Annotated in this window: 8 protein-coding genes and 3 pseudogenes; 4 read left to right on the top strand and 7 right to left on the bottom strand. The window is 66.4% G+C overall.

The features are described from left to right. Together ADL25_RS51120 and ADL25_RS37860 are read right to left on the bottom strand one after the other, a co-directional pair. Positions 1-260: pseudogene (locus ADL25_RS51120) on the bottom strand (hypothetical protein); the annotation flags it as partial. 587 nt (positions 261-847) lie between these two features. Continuing rightward, positions 848-1,364, bottom strand: a pseudogene (locus tag ADL25_RS37860) (winged helix-turn-helix domain-containing protein); the annotation flags it as partial. A 108-nt stretch (positions 1,365-1,472) separates the two neighbouring features. Between ADL25_RS37860 and ADL25_RS49415 the strand changes: the two are divergent. Next, positions 1,473-1,889 (top strand): hypothetical protein, encoded by a 417-nt coding sequence (locus ADL25_RS49415; RefSeq protein WP_059132461.1) that lies wholly within the window; start codon positions 1,473-1,475, stop codon positions 1,887-1,889. 283 nt (positions 1,890-2,172) lie between these two features. On the opposite strand, the gene ADL25_RS49410 is transcribed toward ADL25_RS49415, so the two are convergent. Together ADL25_RS49410 and ADL25_RS37850 are read right to left on the bottom strand one after the other, a co-directional pair. Beyond that, positions 2,173-2,505: a hypothetical protein gene (locus ADL25_RS49410; protein WP_159045099.1), complete on the bottom strand. Its 333-nt coding sequence runs from the start codon at positions 2,503-2,505 to the stop codon at positions 2,173-2,175. Between the two features lie 13 nt (positions 2,506-2,518). After that, positions 2,519-9,169, bottom strand: a complete 6,651-nt coding sequence (locus ADL25_RS37850; protein ID WP_159045098.1) for an RHS repeat domain-containing protein — start codon at positions 9,167-9,169, stop codon at positions 2,519-2,521. A 299-nt stretch (positions 9,170-9,468) separates the two neighbouring features. On the opposite strand from ADL25_RS37850, the gene ADL25_RS51700 reads away from it, so the two are divergent. The 3 genes from ADL25_RS51700 to ADL25_RS51695 all read left to right on the top strand — a co-directional run bounded on the left by ADL25_RS51700 (position 9,469) and on the right by ADL25_RS51695 (position 14,925). Continuing rightward, the gene (locus ADL25_RS51700; RefSeq protein WP_159045097.1) at positions 9,469-13,866 is read left to right on the top strand and encodes an FG-GAP-like repeat-containing protein; all 4,398 of its coding nucleotides are present in this window, start codon (positions 9,469-9,471) and stop codon (positions 13,864-13,866) included. 119 nt (positions 13,867-13,985) lie between these two features. Continuing rightward, entirely contained in the window at positions 13,986-14,177 is a 192-nt protein-coding gene (locus ADL25_RS37835) for a hypothetical protein (protein ID WP_059132457.1), read from the top strand. A gap of 463 nt (positions 14,178-14,640) precedes the next feature. After that, positions 14,641-14,925 carry a DUF4259 domain-containing protein gene (locus ADL25_RS51695; protein ID WP_079050859.1) on the top strand — a complete coding sequence of 95 codons (285 nt, stop codon included), beginning with the start codon at positions 14,641-14,643 and terminating at the stop codon, positions 14,923-14,925. Positions 14,926-15,059: 134 nt separating this feature from the next. Here ADL25_RS51695 and ADL25_RS37830 read toward each other — a convergent pair whose 3' ends face one another. The 3 genes and pseudogenes from ADL25_RS37830 to ADL25_RS52405 all read right to left on the bottom strand — a co-directional run. Further along, the gene (locus tag ADL25_RS37830) at positions 15,060-15,761 is read right to left on the bottom strand and encodes a response regulator transcription factor (protein WP_059132456.1); all 702 of its coding nucleotides are present in this window, start codon (positions 15,759-15,761) and stop codon (positions 15,060-15,062) included. Further along, entirely contained in the window at positions 15,761-16,483 is a 723-nt protein-coding gene (locus ADL25_RS37825) for a sensor histidine kinase (protein WP_420711407.1), read from the bottom strand. The genes ADL25_RS37830 and ADL25_RS37825 overlap by 1 nt, the downstream gene beginning before the upstream one ends. A 42-nt stretch (positions 16,484-16,525) precedes the next feature. Beyond that, positions 16,526-16,918: pseudogene (locus ADL25_RS52405) on the bottom strand (DUF7134 domain-containing protein); the annotation flags it as partial. Positions 16,919-16,942: the final 24 nt, after the last annotated feature.

Raw genomic sequence — 16,942 nt, 5'->3', positions numbered from 1 at the left:
CCCAACCCAGCACCCACTCCCTCCCCCACCCCCCTCAACGAATCAACAACACACCAGCTCAGCCACCACCCCACGCTCCAACTACCCTCCCGTCCAACAGCCGGGTCGTGCACGAGGTTGAACAGATCGTCGAACCGGCGGCCGGGATCGGCCACCGCCCAACGGTGAAGCTTGGCCTGCATCTCCGATACCCGCTGGCGCGGCCCCACCGGGACCGTCTCCAGCAGAGCGCCACTGTTCAGCGGCGCCTCTTTCGGCATTGCAGTCTCCTCCCCTCTCGATACCGCTGCCGCCCTTCCCCATGCACCGATCTCTCCCCGGCTCGGAGTACTACGGAGGCTCCGCCTCACCCGGCCCGTTCAGCGGTCGATGCGCCTATCCCCACCAGCGGACTGGCTGCCCGTCACCGGGGAGGTGCGACCGGATGGTTCCCGTGTTCACTTCGTTTCGCTCGACGAAGTAGGAGCCCGACTGTGTCCCTGCGGCATCGCCACGAGTACGCCGTAGTCCTTCCTCGTGGCCTCCCGGCCGGCTTCGAAAGACCGACCAAGGAGTTCCCCGCCGACCCTCGACGAGTGCGCACCCCTTCCGGCCCAGATCCGCCAGGTTCGAGCCGATGACATCGTTAAGAGACGTAAAGACGCCGGTTCCTCGCGTACTCCTCTCCATCCCGCTCGCCGGACCCGCGCCATCTGGCAGTACTGGCACGTCCCGGCTTTGTCAGGGCCGCTCCCGCCCTCCCCGGCATCACCCAGATCAGGCTGCCCTCAGCTCCACCTCTCAGCTACGACAGAGAGGCGGCGAAGGTCTCTCACCTCCACACGAAACACAGCGCCTCACGGCGCAACTCAAAGACGATCCAGGCTCCACGCTCCGCCGCAGTCCTCTTACCCGCGGCCAGATCTCCTTCTTCCACACCTCGACCGCATCATCGTCCCGCTCGATGGCGCGCCGAGCCGGCTGCTGCCAGCTCCAGCCATGCCGCTTCAGCAACCGCCACGTGCCCTCGACGGTGTAGGAGACGTGGAACAGCCGGCCAATCAACGTCTTGACCCGCGCCAGCGTCCATCGCTGGTCAGCCCAGCCGTGGATCAACGGGCCACGCTCCAACTCCCCCTCCAGCCTAGCGACCTGCGTTTCGCTGAGCCGGACCGTCCCGGAGAGCCCTGCGACAGGACCCCGACCTGGCCGCGCTCGCGCCAGGCCTGGCGCCACCGCTCCACCGACCGCTCGCTCACCCGCAGCGCGGCGGCGACCTTCCGATTCTTCTCCCCGGCCTCGAAGCGGACGACAGCCTGCAACCGGATCCGCTCCCGAGCGGCCCTCTCGGTGTCGGTTAGCCCACCACCCTGCACATATCTCATCCCCCAGGAGCTACCGGCGCCAGCGGCCGCTGTCAGGCGAACCCTCCCGACATCACTCGATCAAGTTCAGTAGCCGATAGCCCTGACTGGCTTCAGGGCGTTCTGCAAGTGCTGGGGACCCGATCGCGCCGGTACCCGCTGTTCTGGTCGCAGTACGGCCGGTTCAGCGACGCCGCCCCGGCCCTCACCGCGCAGTACGGCGCTGTGGTGATCGACGGCAAGAACGCCGACGAGCTGTTCACCGGCCTCGTGAGCCGTGTCGAAGCCCTGGACCGGCTGACCACCGCGCCCATCACCCGGGACGTCGCCGTCGTGCAGCTGAAACGCGCCCTGCCCGACCCCCTGCGCCGCATCGAGCTGTTCGACCTCGTCGACCAGGCCGTCACCCAGATAACCGACCGCGCCACGCACAAGCCCGTGAGCGTGCCGGGCGCCTGGCCCGACAACGCATCAACGTGCTGTTCGCCATGCTCCGCGACGGCACCTTCTACGAACCCAGAACCCCGAACCCCACGCCTCGCTTGACCAAAGACATAGAGGCCCCCCGGCCCAGACTGGCCGCCTGCGCTCCTTGCCGATAGTCGAGATTGCCTACCGTGATCCTCATCGACGCCCTCAGCCCGGATACGGCCCCAGGCCGCGGGGCTGCCGCCAAGCCGGGAATGCTCCGCTCCCTTCAGGCCGCCAGCGGCCCCACGAGATGCCTCGTGGGGCCGCTGGCGGCCAGCTGCGTTGCCGTCACACACCGTGCGGAAGCCCCTTGCGGAGCCGCGCAGAATTCCCTCCGGGAAACATCTGGGCGTTATTCTCAGTCGATCAACTGAACATCAGGGGACACATCCAAGCGATTAAAAACCATCCATACCGCTCGAATCTGACCCAGGAGGCAAGGTTCGTCTGCAGGGAGAGAGACTTTGATGTCAACGTCCCCCTCCTCATCGAAGCGCGAAATTTCGACTCGAACCGAGACCCGCCCAACCAAGGGGTAATCAAACCAACTGCTGCCTTGATTCGATGAATCCAGGCCTGCTTGAAAAGCATCCCAATCCGAATCGTCGAAGCGATATTCGATCACTTCCGAGACCATAAGCAGGAACCCTTTCAGGTTATCCCGCTTCAGCCATCCTTCGAGCTGTTCCACTTGGTTCACCTGCCTATCCTCCGCTCGGCGGGCCAACCGGCCAACCATGAATCATTCTTCCCTCTCGGGTGACCCTGATCCAGTTGGTCAGTTCACCAGACCTACCGACGACGCCAACGGGACCGTTCTCAACGTAAACGCGAGCCTTGTTTCCCTGCCACAGGCCATTAGCATCTGCATATGCCGCAGCATCAAGCGTAACCTTCTCCGCTTCGACGTTGAACAGGAACTGGCTCTTACCCGTGTCCGTCCTCCCATTCATGTGCGGTTCCATAGCTTTCCGCCGGACCGTATAGAGGTCGTTGGTCCAATTCCCCTTCGGGTTTATGTAGGGGCGCGGCAGACCACTGCTACCCGCGGCAATGCCTTGCTCGTCCGTTATAACCAAACCGCCCGGCGGTGCGCCGGCTCGGCCGCGACCTAGAGGGCCTTCAGGACCTATTGGAACTATCGCAATCTGCCCATTTTCGCAGGGATAACCTGGATTGCAGATTGGGCCATCGATTATTTGCCTGAGCAGTTCTCGCCAACTGAACTCTGGCTGTGGACCATACCAGCCAGTGTCGGGGAAATGCCAACTAGAGGAACTGGTGGTGCTTCCGAAACTATCGCCTCTTCCGATGGGTGCTGCGGTACATGCGTCTTTCGCCATATATCCGTAATTGGCGCAGCCGCCCTCACTGCGGTGAGTACCGGACTTGCTGGGGTGGTAGCTGGCTGCCGGGCCGGTGACGGCGACATAGCTGCCGCTGCTGTTCTTGGCGTAGCAGCCCTCCGTGGTGCAGCCGGGGCCGTTGTGCTTGTCCGGCGCCCATGCGCTGTCCGGGTTACCGGCGCTGCAACCGTCGCAGTACAGCCCCGTGGGGTCGCTATAGGTGACGGGGTTGTTTGCGCTGTAGGCGTAGCCGGCGAGTTGTTGGTCGTCGGTGGCTGCGAAGACGGGGTCGAGGCTGGTGAAGCGCCCGAGGGTGGGGTCGTATTGGCGGGCGCCGATTTGGGTGAGGCCGGTGTTGGTGTTGTTTGGGGCGTTGAGGAAGCCTCGGCTGTCGATCCAGCTGACGGTGGTGCCGCGGGTGTCGCCGTAGGGGGTGAACTGGCGCCAGGTGGGGGTTTGGGCGGTGTTGTCCAGGTTGAGGCCGTTGGTGCCGTGGGGGTCGCTGATCTCGAACTTGTAGTTGGTGGTGGTGCCGGTGCGTACGACGGCGCCGCCGCCGGGCAGGGGCAGGTAGCGCACGCCGGTGGTGGTGCCGCCGGTCAGGGTGAGTTGCTCCCCGGGCAGGTACAGGGTGGTGCTAGAGGGGTCTGTCTGGAGCAGGACGTTGCCGTCGGCGTCGTAGATGTAGCTGGTGGTGCCGCTCTTGCCGCCGCTGACTTGGGTGAGCTGTCCGGCCTCGTTCCAGGCCAGGGTTTGGTTGCCTGACGCGATGGTGTTGCGGCCGGTGGTGTTGCCGGCCTTGTCATAGGAGTAGCTGGTGGTTGCGTTGCTTGCGCCGTTGTCCTGGGTGGAGGCCAGGGCGTGGGGCTGGACGGTACCGTTGCCGTTGTAGTTGTAGGTGTAGCTGGTGGTGGTGTCGGCGCCGCCGGTGGTGGAGTGCTGGATCTGGTGCTGGCGCTGGCCGAGGGCGTCGAAGTCCCAGCTGGTCCAGTAGGCGGTGCCGCCAACGAGCGGATCGCCGACCTGTGCGTGGGAGCTTGCGGTGGGGGTGGCGCCGCAGTTGTCGGTGGCGGTCCAGGCTTGGGTGAGTCGGTCGAGCTCGTCGTATTGGTAGCACTGGGTCTCGGGGGTGGCTGTGGTGCCCAGGCGGGTGGTGACCTGCTTGGTGGTGTTGCCCGCGGGGTCGTAGGTGTAGTTCTGTTCGTCGATCTTGACCGGGGTGGTGGAGCGCGATACGAGCTGATCGGTCAGCGCACCCGTGTGCGGGTCGTAGGTGTTGTCGAGGTAGGCCAGGTTGGCGCCCGTGCCCAGGGTCTCCTTGAGCACCTGGCCGTAGGCGCTGTAAATGGTTTCCTGCGCGTAGGTGTAAGAGGGGGTCCCCAGTGCGTTGGGCAGGTCCAGGGCGGTGTTGTACGAGTGTGTGGCGATCTCGTTGGGAAGGCCGCCGCCGAGGGGGTAGTTGTCGGTGATGAGCAGGCCGGTGTCGGCGCTGTAGGTGTGGCGGAAGGTGTAGGTCTTGCCGCCCAGTGCGCCGTGTACGGCCGGGATGGTGATGGACTGGCCGAGTGATTCGCCGAAGGCGTTGAAGCCGATCTGCTGGGTGGTGTAGGCGTTGCCGGCGTTGTAGGAGGTGGCGGTGGTGCTCTTACCGATCGGGTTGGTCACGCCGGAGACGGCGTTGTCGTTGTCGTAGGTCCAGGCGGCCGTCTGGTTGCCGCTCACGCCGGGCGCCTGGGCGGCAAGGGTGGAGGCGAACTGACCGGTTTTGCGGCTCAGCGCGTCGTAGGTGTAGGAGACGGTCTTGCCGCGGGAGTCGGTGGTCTGGGTGAGGTTCCCGGCCGCGTCGTAGAGCATGGTGCTCTTACCGGCGTCCGGGTCGGTCTTGGACGCCACTCGGCCCAGCAGGTCGTAGACGGTCGTCCAGGTGCTGCCCTTCGAGGTGACGGTGTTCTGCTTGCCGTGCCCGTCGTATCCGTATGTGATCGGGTTGGAGGTGCCGCCTGTGACGGAGAACAGGCCGGTGAAGGTGTTGAGGGGAGTGGTCAGCGTGGGGCGGGCGCTGTATGCGTCGACCTCGGATGTGCGCCCCAGGGGGTCGGTTCGGGTGGTCTTTACCGTGCCGCCGGTTGGGGGGATAACGGTGGTGGCGTCTCCGCTGTACACGGTGGTGGTGTGCTGCTTGAGGACTGAGTACTGCTCGGAGTCGTCGATGACCACGCGACCCAGGCCATCCAGGGTGTAGCGGTCCTGGTTGGGGATCTGGGAGTCCTGTACCGAGGCTGTCGCCAGGGTGGGGAGGTTGTTCTTGTCCCAGTAGGCGTTGTTCTTCTTCCACACCCAGCCGTGTGAGTCGTAGAACGACTCGGTGATCAGTCGGCCACCCTGCGGGGTCACGGTCTGGGTCTGACGCGGTCGGCCGAGTGAATCGACAAGGTTGTAGGAGGGGACGTAGTCCAGGGTGTCATTCAGGGTCTGGGTGGTGGTGCCGGATTGGCTGTTCTGCAGGACCGTGTAGTTGTACTTGGTGTCGGCGGGGGCGCTGGTGGGACGATTGTGCTGCCACACCTCGGTGGTGCGTCCGAGTGCGTCGTAGTGGACGGTGGTGGCGATGCCGTTGGCGTCGGTGGCGGTCAGGGTGAGGCCGCGGGTCGGGTCCGTGGTGGTGCTGGTGGTCTGGTTCTTGGCGTTGGTGATCGTCGTGGCGGTGGTCAGGCCGACACTGTCCACGGTGTAGGCCGTGGTGGTCTTGTTGCCGTTTGCGTCGTAGACGTCCTTGAGACGGCCGTAGGCGTCGTAGGTGGTGCGGGCCTGGGTCTGCCAGGTGAATGCGCCGCTGCTGTAGTCGGAGGCTTGCCGGCTCATGGTGATTTCGCCCTTGGTGGGCGCGGCGGTCTGTGGGAAGGCGGTCGTGAAGCTGGTGTCGTCGTAGTAGGTCCGTGTCGCGGAGGCCACCTGGTCCGGGCGGGAGACGCTGGTGGGGGCGGTAAGGCTGTTGAGGGTTTTCGGTACGGTGGCCGGGGTGTTGGGGCTGAAGCCGGCACAGGCGACCGAGTCGGTTTCCTTGGATGCCTCGAGGCCGACCAGGTTGGTGCTGGTGTTGGCCTTGGCGTAGGTGATCGCGGTGCACTGGTCGTAGGCGGCGTCGGCCGGCACCGTGTGGGTGTAGCTGTAGGTCAGCAGGGCGAAGTTGTCGTCTGCGGGAGTGGCGTCATAGGTGTTGTCGGTCTGCGTGATGCGCCAGGGGTTGGTGCCGTCGGTGACAGCCTGGCGGGTCCAGGTCTCGGCGACGTTGGTGGCGTGGGCGGTCAGAGCCGGCATGCCAGTGCGGGCGCGGGTGGCCGTGGTGGCGGAGATCCAGTACGAGGTGATGGTGGAGTTGTCCACTGTGCCGCCGACTCCGGTGTAGGCGGTGGTTTCCAGCGGGTTGCCCGCCAGCTGGTCGCTGTCGGGGTGTTCGCCTTGCTGGGAGTCGGTGACGTTCACCGAGCGGCGGCTTGAGGAGGACAGCCAGTCGTCGTCCATGCCGCGGTAGTAGGAGGTGACGCTTTTGGTCTGGGGGTCGTTCGCTCCGTCGCCGGTACGGGTCTCCACGCTGGCGTAGCCGCGGAACTGGCCCCAGGTGCGGTATTTGGCCTTGACGACCTCGTTGTCGTCGTGGTGCCAGGCGGCGCCGCCGTTGTAGGTGTAATCCGTCCGCTTGGCCACTGCGCCGCCGGTGCTGTCGGTCTCCAGCACCCGGGTCACTGCGTATTTCTGGAACCAGTCGGTAATCGGGTTGAGGTAGTCCTTGGGCGTCCAGGACACGGGGTAGCAGGACTTGGTGTTGGTTTTGGGGTCCGCCGTACCCACGTAGGTTGCGGTGCAGGTCTCCGGCGTGTCGTAGGTGATGGAGGTCAGCCCGCCCATCTCGTTGGTGATGCCGGAGATGCGGTAGCGGTACAGGCCGGGGAAGTTGGAGGTGTCGACCCGGTTCTTTAGGTCAACGCCGGTGAACTTCACGTCCGGCAGTGTGATCGGAGAGGTGGAGCCACCGGCGGTGGTGTCGTCGCCTTCGTGTGTGATGGCTGCCAGCCAGAGGGTGGGAGAGGTGCCGTCTCCGGTGGCCGGCTCGGTCTGGTGCAAGGTGTAGGTGTCGACTGTCTGGTACTTGGCGGCCGTCGCGCTGTACTGCTGCACCGTGATCGAGGCGAGACGGACAGTGGAGAAGAACGACGGTGACTGCGCAGTGCAGGTGGCTCCCTGTGCACAGACCAGGTCGTAGGGGACGTCCGGGTACTGACTGGCGGCGGTGCTCGCCGACAGCGGGTCGCAGGAGGCCAGGGTGCAGCGCGAGGTGGGGTTGAAGACGACCTTGTCGGGCACGGTGCCGTACACGTCGCCGTCGCGGAAGCCGTAATCGATCCGGGACAGGTACGAGTCCCGCACATAGGAGACGTTGTGGGCGCCGTTCTGTTCGCCGTAGTAGTTGGTGTCCTGGGCGTAGTAGTAAGCCATGGCGTTGGCGTGGGCGTCCACGACGTAGTCGAGGTGCCACTTGTACGCCATGGTGCACACCGAGTCGCTGAACCCGGATGACTTGTAGCAGGGGTCGCCGGAGTGCGCGGAGTACACCGGGACGCTGTCCACAGACTTGGTGGTTGTCTTGCCGGACGTCCAGCCGGGCAACTGGTTGCGGCCGAAGTAGTACTGGGTGCCGCCTCGGTCGGTGATGATCCAGTAGTCGGTGTTGTAGGTGCCCGAGTCGTTGTTGGAGTTCGTGACGTGTTTCACGGTGGAGCCGTTGTCGTCCGCGGGCTTCCATGTGCCGTCGCCGTCGTTCTTGACGAGGGAGGTGGACGAGCCGTTGAGGGACAGGGTCAGGACCGGACCGTCGTAGCACCTGTCTCCACTGGATACCGGTGAGGGGCTACCCTCGGGGTTGTCCGAACAGGCGGTGTAGTTCTGCTCGATGTAGGAGTCAGGCGTGCTCCAGCCGTCGCCCGCCCAGGAGGACTGGGCTTGGGTGGAGGAGGTCTGCCCGTCTACCGAGCCCGAGTCGTACGCCAGGCCTACGGAGGGCTGCAGTGATCCTGACGAAGTGGCGGGCGCGATGGGATAGCTGTAGGTGAAGTCCCCCGATGAGCTGCCGCCCGTCCATGAGTTGGACGGTGCCAGAGTGGTGGCTTCGTAGCTGCCGGCTGCTCCACCTTGCGTGGTGCCGGAGGCGGTTGCCGCCAGCACCATCATCTGGGCGCCGGTGGTGGCGCTGGATGCCGCGGAGGTGGGCTCAGCAGCTGTACGACCGGCGGAGGCTGAAGCCTGCGGTGAGACTACCTGGGAGGGGGTGCTTTGAAGAGCCAGGGTGGTCGTCAGCTCACGCGACGTCGGGTCCTGATCGGTTGCCAGGGGGGTTTGGGTGCGGCAGGCAGCACGCTCAGGGGTGGTCAGCGCACAGGCGGGAAGCTTGACCAGGTGCAGGCGCTCGGCGTAGTTGCCGCCATAACCTTGCGCGAAGGCGCTGTAGTCCAGGCCGAGTTGCACCTTCCCTCGACCGCCGGTCGTGGGCTGAATGGTGAGGACCACGCCGGCCACGCCGAGCTTAGCGGCGTCATGGTGCGGTAGCACGCGCACCGAGACCTTCTTAGGTCCCTGATATGAGCCCTTGGCCGGGCCCACTGCGCGGGTCCACACCGGGGTGCCGACGACTGACGCTTTTGCTCCTTGCTTCGCGCCGAGCTTCGGGGCGGCCAGTGTGGTGGTTACCGACGCGGCATCCGGCCAGTGGGCCTTCGCCGCTTGAAAGGGCTTCTTGGTCTGGTCCCTGACGGAAAGCTTGCGCGGGGTGAGTGTGGTGACACCCTTGACCGAGCGGGTCTGCTGCACCGGCGGGACGCCCAGCGCGGCCGTGGTTGCGGTGGCGGTAGGAACCGCAGTCGGTGCGGCCAGCGCCATCGCCATCACGACGCCGACGATCCCTCGCCGCGCGACGTTCTGACGCGTGGTCCGTCTCCGCCACGCTGTTCTGGTCATGGTCGATCCCCCCATTCATCCCGCATGCAGGCAATGCGGCTCCACGACGTGATCAAGTCGCAGGTGCGCGGCGACTATCGCAGAACTGGCGAGCCACAGGACAGAGATCAATTCCGACAACCTTCAACAACCGGACACCAAAAATTCACAAAGTTTCACTGACCACTCAGACGTGTCAGGTCATTCAGGCATCAACCAGGCCTCCCACAGGCAACAAAAAGCGGGTCCACTGGAGCGCCGGTCGAGACGGACCGGTCCTGTCCGACCAGACCTGGGGGTACCTGACGGTGAGACCTGCCTTGCGCAGCAGGATGTTGAGCGCGGCACTGGCTGCCGCGCTCAGCGCGCTGTCCCTCTCCGCCGCGGTGGTGACGGCCCGCGCCGACACCACATCTGAGGCCTCGTCACCGCAATTGCCACTGGACGAGGCGCGAGCGTCAGCCCAGGCGCAAGCCACCGGCAAGACGGTGGCGGTGGACGCGGCGACGACGCCGACCGACGCGGAAGTGGCTAATCCGGACGGTACATTTACTTTGACCCAGTCGGTCTCACCGGTACGCAAGTACACCTCCGGCGACTGGAAGGAACTGGATGCCACGCTGGTCCGCCGGTCGGACGGCTCCGTTGCCCCTGCCCTGGCCACGACGAATCTGATCCTGTCGGGGGGCGGGGGTGGCCCTCTGGCGGTGATGAAGGACCACGGCCGGTCGCTGTCCCTGGCGGTGCCGGCCTCGATCGGCCGGCTGCCATCCCCCAGCCTGGACGGATCCAGCGCCACCTACCCCGATGTCCTTGACGGGGTGGATTTGAAGGTCACCGCCGATACCCAGGGCGGCTTCTCCGAGGTTCTCATCGTCAAGGACGCTAAGGCAGCCGCCAGCCCGGCCCTGGACATGCTGGCGTTCCCTGCCGAAACGCAGAACGTGGCACTGGCCACCGACGCCGCGGGCAACATCACGGCGAAGGATGCCGCAGACCGTACTGTCTTCTCCGCTCCGGCCCCGCTGATGTGGGACTCCGCCTCCGCAGGAACAGCTAGTGCCAGCAGCCTGTCGCGCAGCAAGCAGGCGGTGTCCGCCACTAACGAAGCTTCGGCCTCCGACGCTGACGAGCCTGGTGCAGGCGCGCACATCGCGCCCGTGGCCGCGTCCTACGCGTCGGGCCACATTAGCCTGACCCCTGACGCGGACCTGCTGTCCGCTTCCTCCACCGTGTACCCGGTCTACATCGACCCGACGTACAACGCCGCGGGCGGCACTCTGACCAGCTGGACCTGGGTCAACTCCGCCTACCCCGACACCAGTTACTGGAAGGACACCAGCCCCACTGGGCTTCACGTGGGCTACCAAGGCTGGGAAACCCCTTACCACAAGTCACGGGCGTACGCGAAGCTCTCGGTGGACAGCCGGATCTTCGGGGCCACGATCATCGAATCGGACTTCTACGCAACCGAGACCTACGCACCCTCATGCACCGCGACCCCAGTAGAGCTGTGGCAGACCGACTCGATCGACTCCGCCACGACTTGGAACGACCAGCCCGCCTGGAAGAGCCAGTGGGGCACGAAGTCCGTGGCGTACGGCTACTCCCCTGACTGCCCGGCGAAGTCGCTCGGCTTCGACGTCACCTCGCACATGCAGGACATCGCCGACGCCGGGAACTTGAGCAACGTCACCCTGGGGCTGCGGGCCGACGACGAGCTGGACAAGTACGGGTGGAAGAAGTTCGACCACGCCACCATCTCGATGTCCACCACCTACGACCACCGGCCGAACAAGCCGTCGACGCTGGTCACTTCCCCGGCCACCACCTGCACCAGCACCGTCAAGGCCACCGGTGACGGTGACGTCACGCTCTACGCCAAGGTCTCCGACCCCGACGGCGGCACCCTGTCCAACACCTTCAGCGTCACCAAGTCCTCCGGCGGCGCTCAGATCGCCAAGGCCACGGTCTCCGCCGCGTCCGGGAAGAACGCCGCCTACACACTGAAGAAGTCTGTGCTGGAGGCCGCAGCCGGCGCCTCCGTGCTCGGCGTGTCGTGGAACGTGACCTCCTCCGACGGCACCTACTCCTCGGCCGTCTCGGCCACCTGCAAGTTCCAGTTCGATCCGAGCCGACCCGGCGCTCCGGTCATCACCGACGCCTCTTCGAACGGCTGCGGCGACGAGGCCAGCACCGTCACCTATCAGGTCGGCGAAGCAGCCAGCTTCACCCTCGCACCCAATGCCTCCGGCGGAAGCACTGCCGGCTACCTCTACCAGCTCAATGGCGCCAGCCCTGTTTCCGTGGCCAGCGCCGGCTCCAGCACCTTCATCAGCGTCACCCCCACCCGGGGTTCGAACGTGCTCACCGTCACTGCGGTCTCATCCGGCGGCAACATCGGCGACACCGCGAACTGCTTTCTCAGCGCCGCCCCTGCAGCGACCGCTGACGACGGCGACCTGACCGGTGACCACATTCCCGACCTGAGCACCGTGGGTGCTCAGGCGGGTCTATCGAGCGGTCTGTGGCTGGCCCACGGGACCTCCGACGGGCAGCTCACGCCCAGCGCCGTCAACCTGGGCGCGCAGGGCACCGGAAGCAGCTTGACCGGCTCGCCCGCAGACTGGAACAGCACCCAAGCCATCACCGGTCACTTCCACACCGGGGCCGGCTTCAATGACGTCCTGGACTACAACCCCTCCACCGGCCGCGGCACGGTGCTCTACGGCAGCGGCGACGGCTCGCCCCTTCTGCCCTACAGCGGCTACGAGGCCAACGTCGTCTCCACCACGTTCATTAGCAGCGCCGGAACCAAAGCCACCAGCGTCGCCAGCGGCGGCGACCTTTACCACACCCTCAACGGAGAGCCTCCCACCGGCTATCCCGACCTGCTCATGATCGTGGGCGGCCATCTGTGGGACGAGCCCAGCATTGCCTTCCCTGGAGGCTTCGTCGGCGCCGACAATGCGGTGTGGCTGTCCGACACCAACCCCACCGGCTCCGGTGACTGGACCGGCTGGAGCCTCACCACCGGCCTCACCGACGGACTGCCGGCGCTGTTCGCCCGCGACACCACCACCGGCGGGCTGTACTACTACACCCCGCAGCAGCTCCAGGACCTTGCCTACGGCAGTACGGTCACCCCCCTTAAGGTCGCAAGCAGCGGCTACAGCTCCGCAGCCCTGCCGGTCCTGCAGGCCGCCGACCTCAACAACGACGGCATCCCGGACCTGCGCACCGTCTCTGCCAACGGCACGAGCACCACGCAGATCTTCAACCGGACCAGCAACACCCTGACCGCGCAGACCGCCCAGACGCTGATCGCACCCAGCCACACCTGGCCGCTCAACGACAACACCGACGGCAGTGCAACCACCGCCACCGACACCTCCGCCGGCCTGAACCTAACCGGCGGCACCGGCGCCACCTGGGACACCGACGACAACGACTCCTTTTCCTCCAACCTCGCCCTGGACGGCACCGCCACCAGCGTCATGACCTCAAGCGCGGCACTGTCGCTGTCGAGCCCCTTCAGCCTGTCGGCCTGGGTCAAACCCGCCGCTGTCGGCGGCGTCGTCGCATCCCAGGACGGCGTGCACAACTCCGGTTTCCTGCTCTACTCCCAGTCCAACAAGGAATGGTCGTTCTGCCTCGCCACCTCGGATGCCACCCGCGGGTATGACTGCATCGCCGGCGGCAGCGCCATCATCGGCCAGTGGACCCACCTGACCATCACCTACGACCCCACCAGCAAAGCGATGACGCTGTACGTGGACGACCGGCCGGTGGCCCGCGGCTCCCACACCGCGGTCTCCGGCTTCACCGGCAAGTTCACTCTCGGCAACGACCTGTCCAACGACGTGCGCGCCTCCTTCTTGCGCGGCAACCTCGCGGACGTACGGGTCTGGAACGGGTCCGCGCTCACCAGCTCCCACGTCGCCACCATGGCCAACGTCGTCCTGCCCAAGGCCCCGTTCGCCTTCACCGACGTCGCCGACTACAACGGCGACGGCAAGGCCGACGTCGTCGCGGCCGACGCCACCGGCAGCTTGTGGCTCTACCCCGGCAACGGCAGCGGCGGCTGGTCCACCTCCGCCGTGTACATCGGCTCCGGCCTCTCCGGCTACACCTTCGCCGGGATCGGCGATTTCAACACCGACGGCTACGCCGACATCGTCGCCATGGCACCCGGCGGCACCCTGCGCCTGTTCCCCGGTGACGCCGGTCACGACCTACTCACCCCGGTCACCAACTTCGTCAGCGGGTGGAACGGCTACACATTCGCCGGGGTCGCCGACTTCAATCGGGACGGCAAACCCGACGTCATCGGCCGCCACCCCGATGGCACCCTACGTCTGTTCCCCGGAACCGGCACCGGTGCCGGCCTGGACGCATCCGTGCAGATCGGCACCGGCTGGACCAGCTTCACCTTCGCCGGCGTCGCCGACCTCAACGGTGACGCCAACCCCGACGTCATCGTCCGCGACACCAACGGCGACCTGTGGCTGTACCCCGGCAACGGCAGCAACGGCTTCGGCGCCCGCAGTCAAATCGGCACCGGCTGGAACCCGTACACCTTCGCCGGCATCGGTGACTTCAACGGGGACGGCAACCGCGACGTCATCGCCCGCGAGGACGCCACCGGAATCCTGTGGTTCTACCCCAGAACCGCCACCGCCTTCAGCACCCGCCAACAGATCGGAACCGGCTGGTAGACAGTCCGGATTCTGTCCCTCCGGAGGCCATCGGGTCCCGCGCCCCTGCGGGGCCCCGATGGCCTCCGCCGCGGCTTGACAAACCCACTACAGACGCATTCTTTTCAAAGGAGTTGCACGTGACGGGCCAGCAACGCAACCACGTCGACCGGCGCAAGTTCATACGCCTCACCGGCGGTACCGCGCTCGGCGCACTCGCAGTGGGAGGCGGCGCATTCCCCGCCTCAGCCGACGTCCTTGCCGACCACACCCCCAGCCCTCGCCCAGGGACGATCCCCATGTCCCAGGTGCTGAGCCTGCCGCACGTCTAGAAGCCGACCACCACCCTGGGACCCGCCCCCGACCAGTTCACCAGCGGCAAGATCACACCTTCGACCAGACGGATCCCCTATACCGGTAAGACCGTCAACCCGCGGACGACCGCGGATGACGCGCTCACCACGCTGCCGTTCGACTTCCACACCAGCGGCTACGGGCCAGGCCCGAGCGGTTGCAGCACCTCAGCCGCGGCCTGGCCCTCCGGGCCGGAGGCGCAGCGGCGTACCGCCATGGCCCCGTATGTCGTCGAGGAGCGGGAGAGCTTCTACCGCGGCCGCGAACTCGCCCTCCCCCAGCAGTAGCCGCAGGCCGGCGATGCCGCTGTAAGGCGCGCGATCCAGGTGCCCTTCCCCTCACACACCCGCCGCCCGGCGCAGCGCTGTCGTCGATCCGCCGAAAGCGGCCTTTACGGCCGCGCCGCACCTCCATCGGCGCGCGGCGCACGGACATCGCCCGCTGCACCGCTGGGAGAACGGGGCAGCGGGCTGGACTACCGCAGGCGCTCTGAGCGCTGCGGGGGCGGCCGTCGGGGCACGGGATCCCGCGGATTCGCCCGCCCGTGCGGATCTCACTGGGCTGCGCGATCTCGCCCTTCAGGCCCTCGACCGCATCATGACCGAACCGTCCGAACTGATGGACCTATGGGCCGAGTCGGATGGCGGGCCCTGGCGAGCGAACATCCGCCGCCTGCAGAACGTGCTCCTGCCACAGCCGTCGGGAGAACAGCTCAGCCTGATCTGACCCACCCCGACCCGCACCCGTGCTACTCGGAAGGTCACTATGAGCTGGGCCGTCCTTCTCATGCGTCTACCCGCCGACGTCACCTCTGTGCGCGAGATCCACACCGACTTTCCCTCATTTGCCGCCAGTTGCCCTCATGCCGAGCCAGTCGGTCCCAGACCGTGAGCCTCCGGTCCCCCGACGGTCACCAGTCCGGTCTCGTAGGCGATGACCACGAGTTGGGCCCGGTCTCGTGCGGCGAGTTTGGTCATGACACGGCTGACGTGGGTTTTGACGGTGAGCGGACTGAGGAACAGGACGCCGGCGATCTCGTCGTTGGACCGGCCGCGGCCGACCAGGGCCAGGACTTCACGCTCACGTTCCGTGAGCCGGTCGGTCCGGTAGTCCGCCGCGTGGGACTCGGGGTGGCCTTTGGCGGCGATGTCGGCGATGAGCCGACGGGTGATGCCGGGGGACAACAGGGCGTCGCCGCGGGCGACGATCCGTACGGCCTGGATCAGCTCTTCGGGCTCGGTGTCCTTGACGACGAAACCGGAGGCGCCTGAGCGGATTGCCTCGTAGACGTAGTGGTCGGACTCGAAGGTAGTCAGGATCAGTACGCGCACTCCGGCCAGATCCTCGTTGTCGGCGATGCGCCGGGTGGCTTCCAGTCCGTCGACTTCCGGCATGCGGATGTCCATGAGGACAACGTCTGCGCGTGTGGTCACGGCCAAGCTGACAGCCTGCTCACCGTTGGTCGCTTCTCCAACGACGGCAATGTCGTCGGTATGTTCGAGCAGCGCGCGAAAGCCGGCGCGGATGAGTGCCTGGTCGTCTGCCAGCAGAACGCGGATCACTACTGGGGCTCCATGGGGAGGAGGACATTGACTTCGAACCCACCGTTACCGGCCGGACCGGCTGTGAGCGACCCTCCAGCAGCTGCCGCCCGCTCGCGCATGCCGATCAGGCCGTGTCCGGTGGACGGGTAGGTGGCCGAGGGCCCTCGTCCGGTGTCCGTGATGCACAGACGCACATCGCTGTGGTTGTAGGAGATGCGGACGACGGCGGTGGCCGGTCCGGCGTGACGAATCGCGTTGGTCAGTGATTCCTGGACGATGCGGTAGGCAGCCAGATCGACGGCGGGCGCCAGGGGGCGGGGGTGACCGGTGGAGACGATTCTGGTCGGCAGCCCAGCCGCGCTGACCCCGGCGACCAGGGGGTCGAGGCGGGCCAGTCCCGGCTGGGGCTGATTCGATTCGGGGTCGTCGGCCTGACGGAGGACGGCCAGTATCGCTCTCAGCTCGCGCAGGCCGTCCTTGCTGGCGGTCTTGAAGGCCCGCAGCGCCTCGGCCGCGGTAGGGGGCAGGTCACTGGTGACGTAGGAGGCGACGCCGGCCTGCACGTTGATGGTCGACATCGTGTGGGCGACCACGTCGTGGAGCTCGCGGGCGATTCGCAGTCGTTCGGCGTCGACGGTGCGGCGGATCTCCTCTTCCTGGGTGCGCGCGACCAGCTCCGAGCGGGCCCGGAGCGCGGCGAGGTAGTCACGGCGGTTTGCGCTCGCTATCCCGCCGAGCACGGCCACGACGACGAGCGCGCACAGCGCTGTGTCGCTGCCTCCGAAGCTGTTGAAAGGGCTGACGATGATGATCGTGCCCAGCGTGAGGAGCGTGACGGCCCCCAGGGCGATCGACTGGCGCACCGGTACCGTCAGGGCCACGGCGTAGAGCGCGATGGGCGGTATGACCAGTGCCGCGTTACCGACATAGCCGAGAGCGTTGAAGGCGAGCACACCGGCAAGCGTGGCTACCAGCACGGCCCGCGGATGGCGGCGCCTCCAGACCAGCCCCAGCCCCGCCCCGGCCACCAGCAGGTAGGCCCAGACAGGGGCAGGAGTGACGGCATGCCCGTCTATGCCCCGCAGGGCCTGACTGGAAGGGTTGGATTCGCTGTAGCAACCCCACACTGCAACGGCCGTCACGCCAACGGCCAGGGCGACGTCGACGTGATGGCTTGGGTGGTGGCGTCGACGGCAGGG

The sequence above is a fragment of the Streptomyces sp. NRRL F-5122 genome, from assembly GCF_001507435.1.
GTDB lineage: Bacteria > Actinomycetota > Actinomycetes > Streptomycetales > Streptomycetaceae > Streptomyces > Streptomyces lannensis.
The sequence above is the reverse complement of the archived record's forward strand: the minus strand, read 5'-3'. Positions and strand labels throughout refer to the sequence as shown.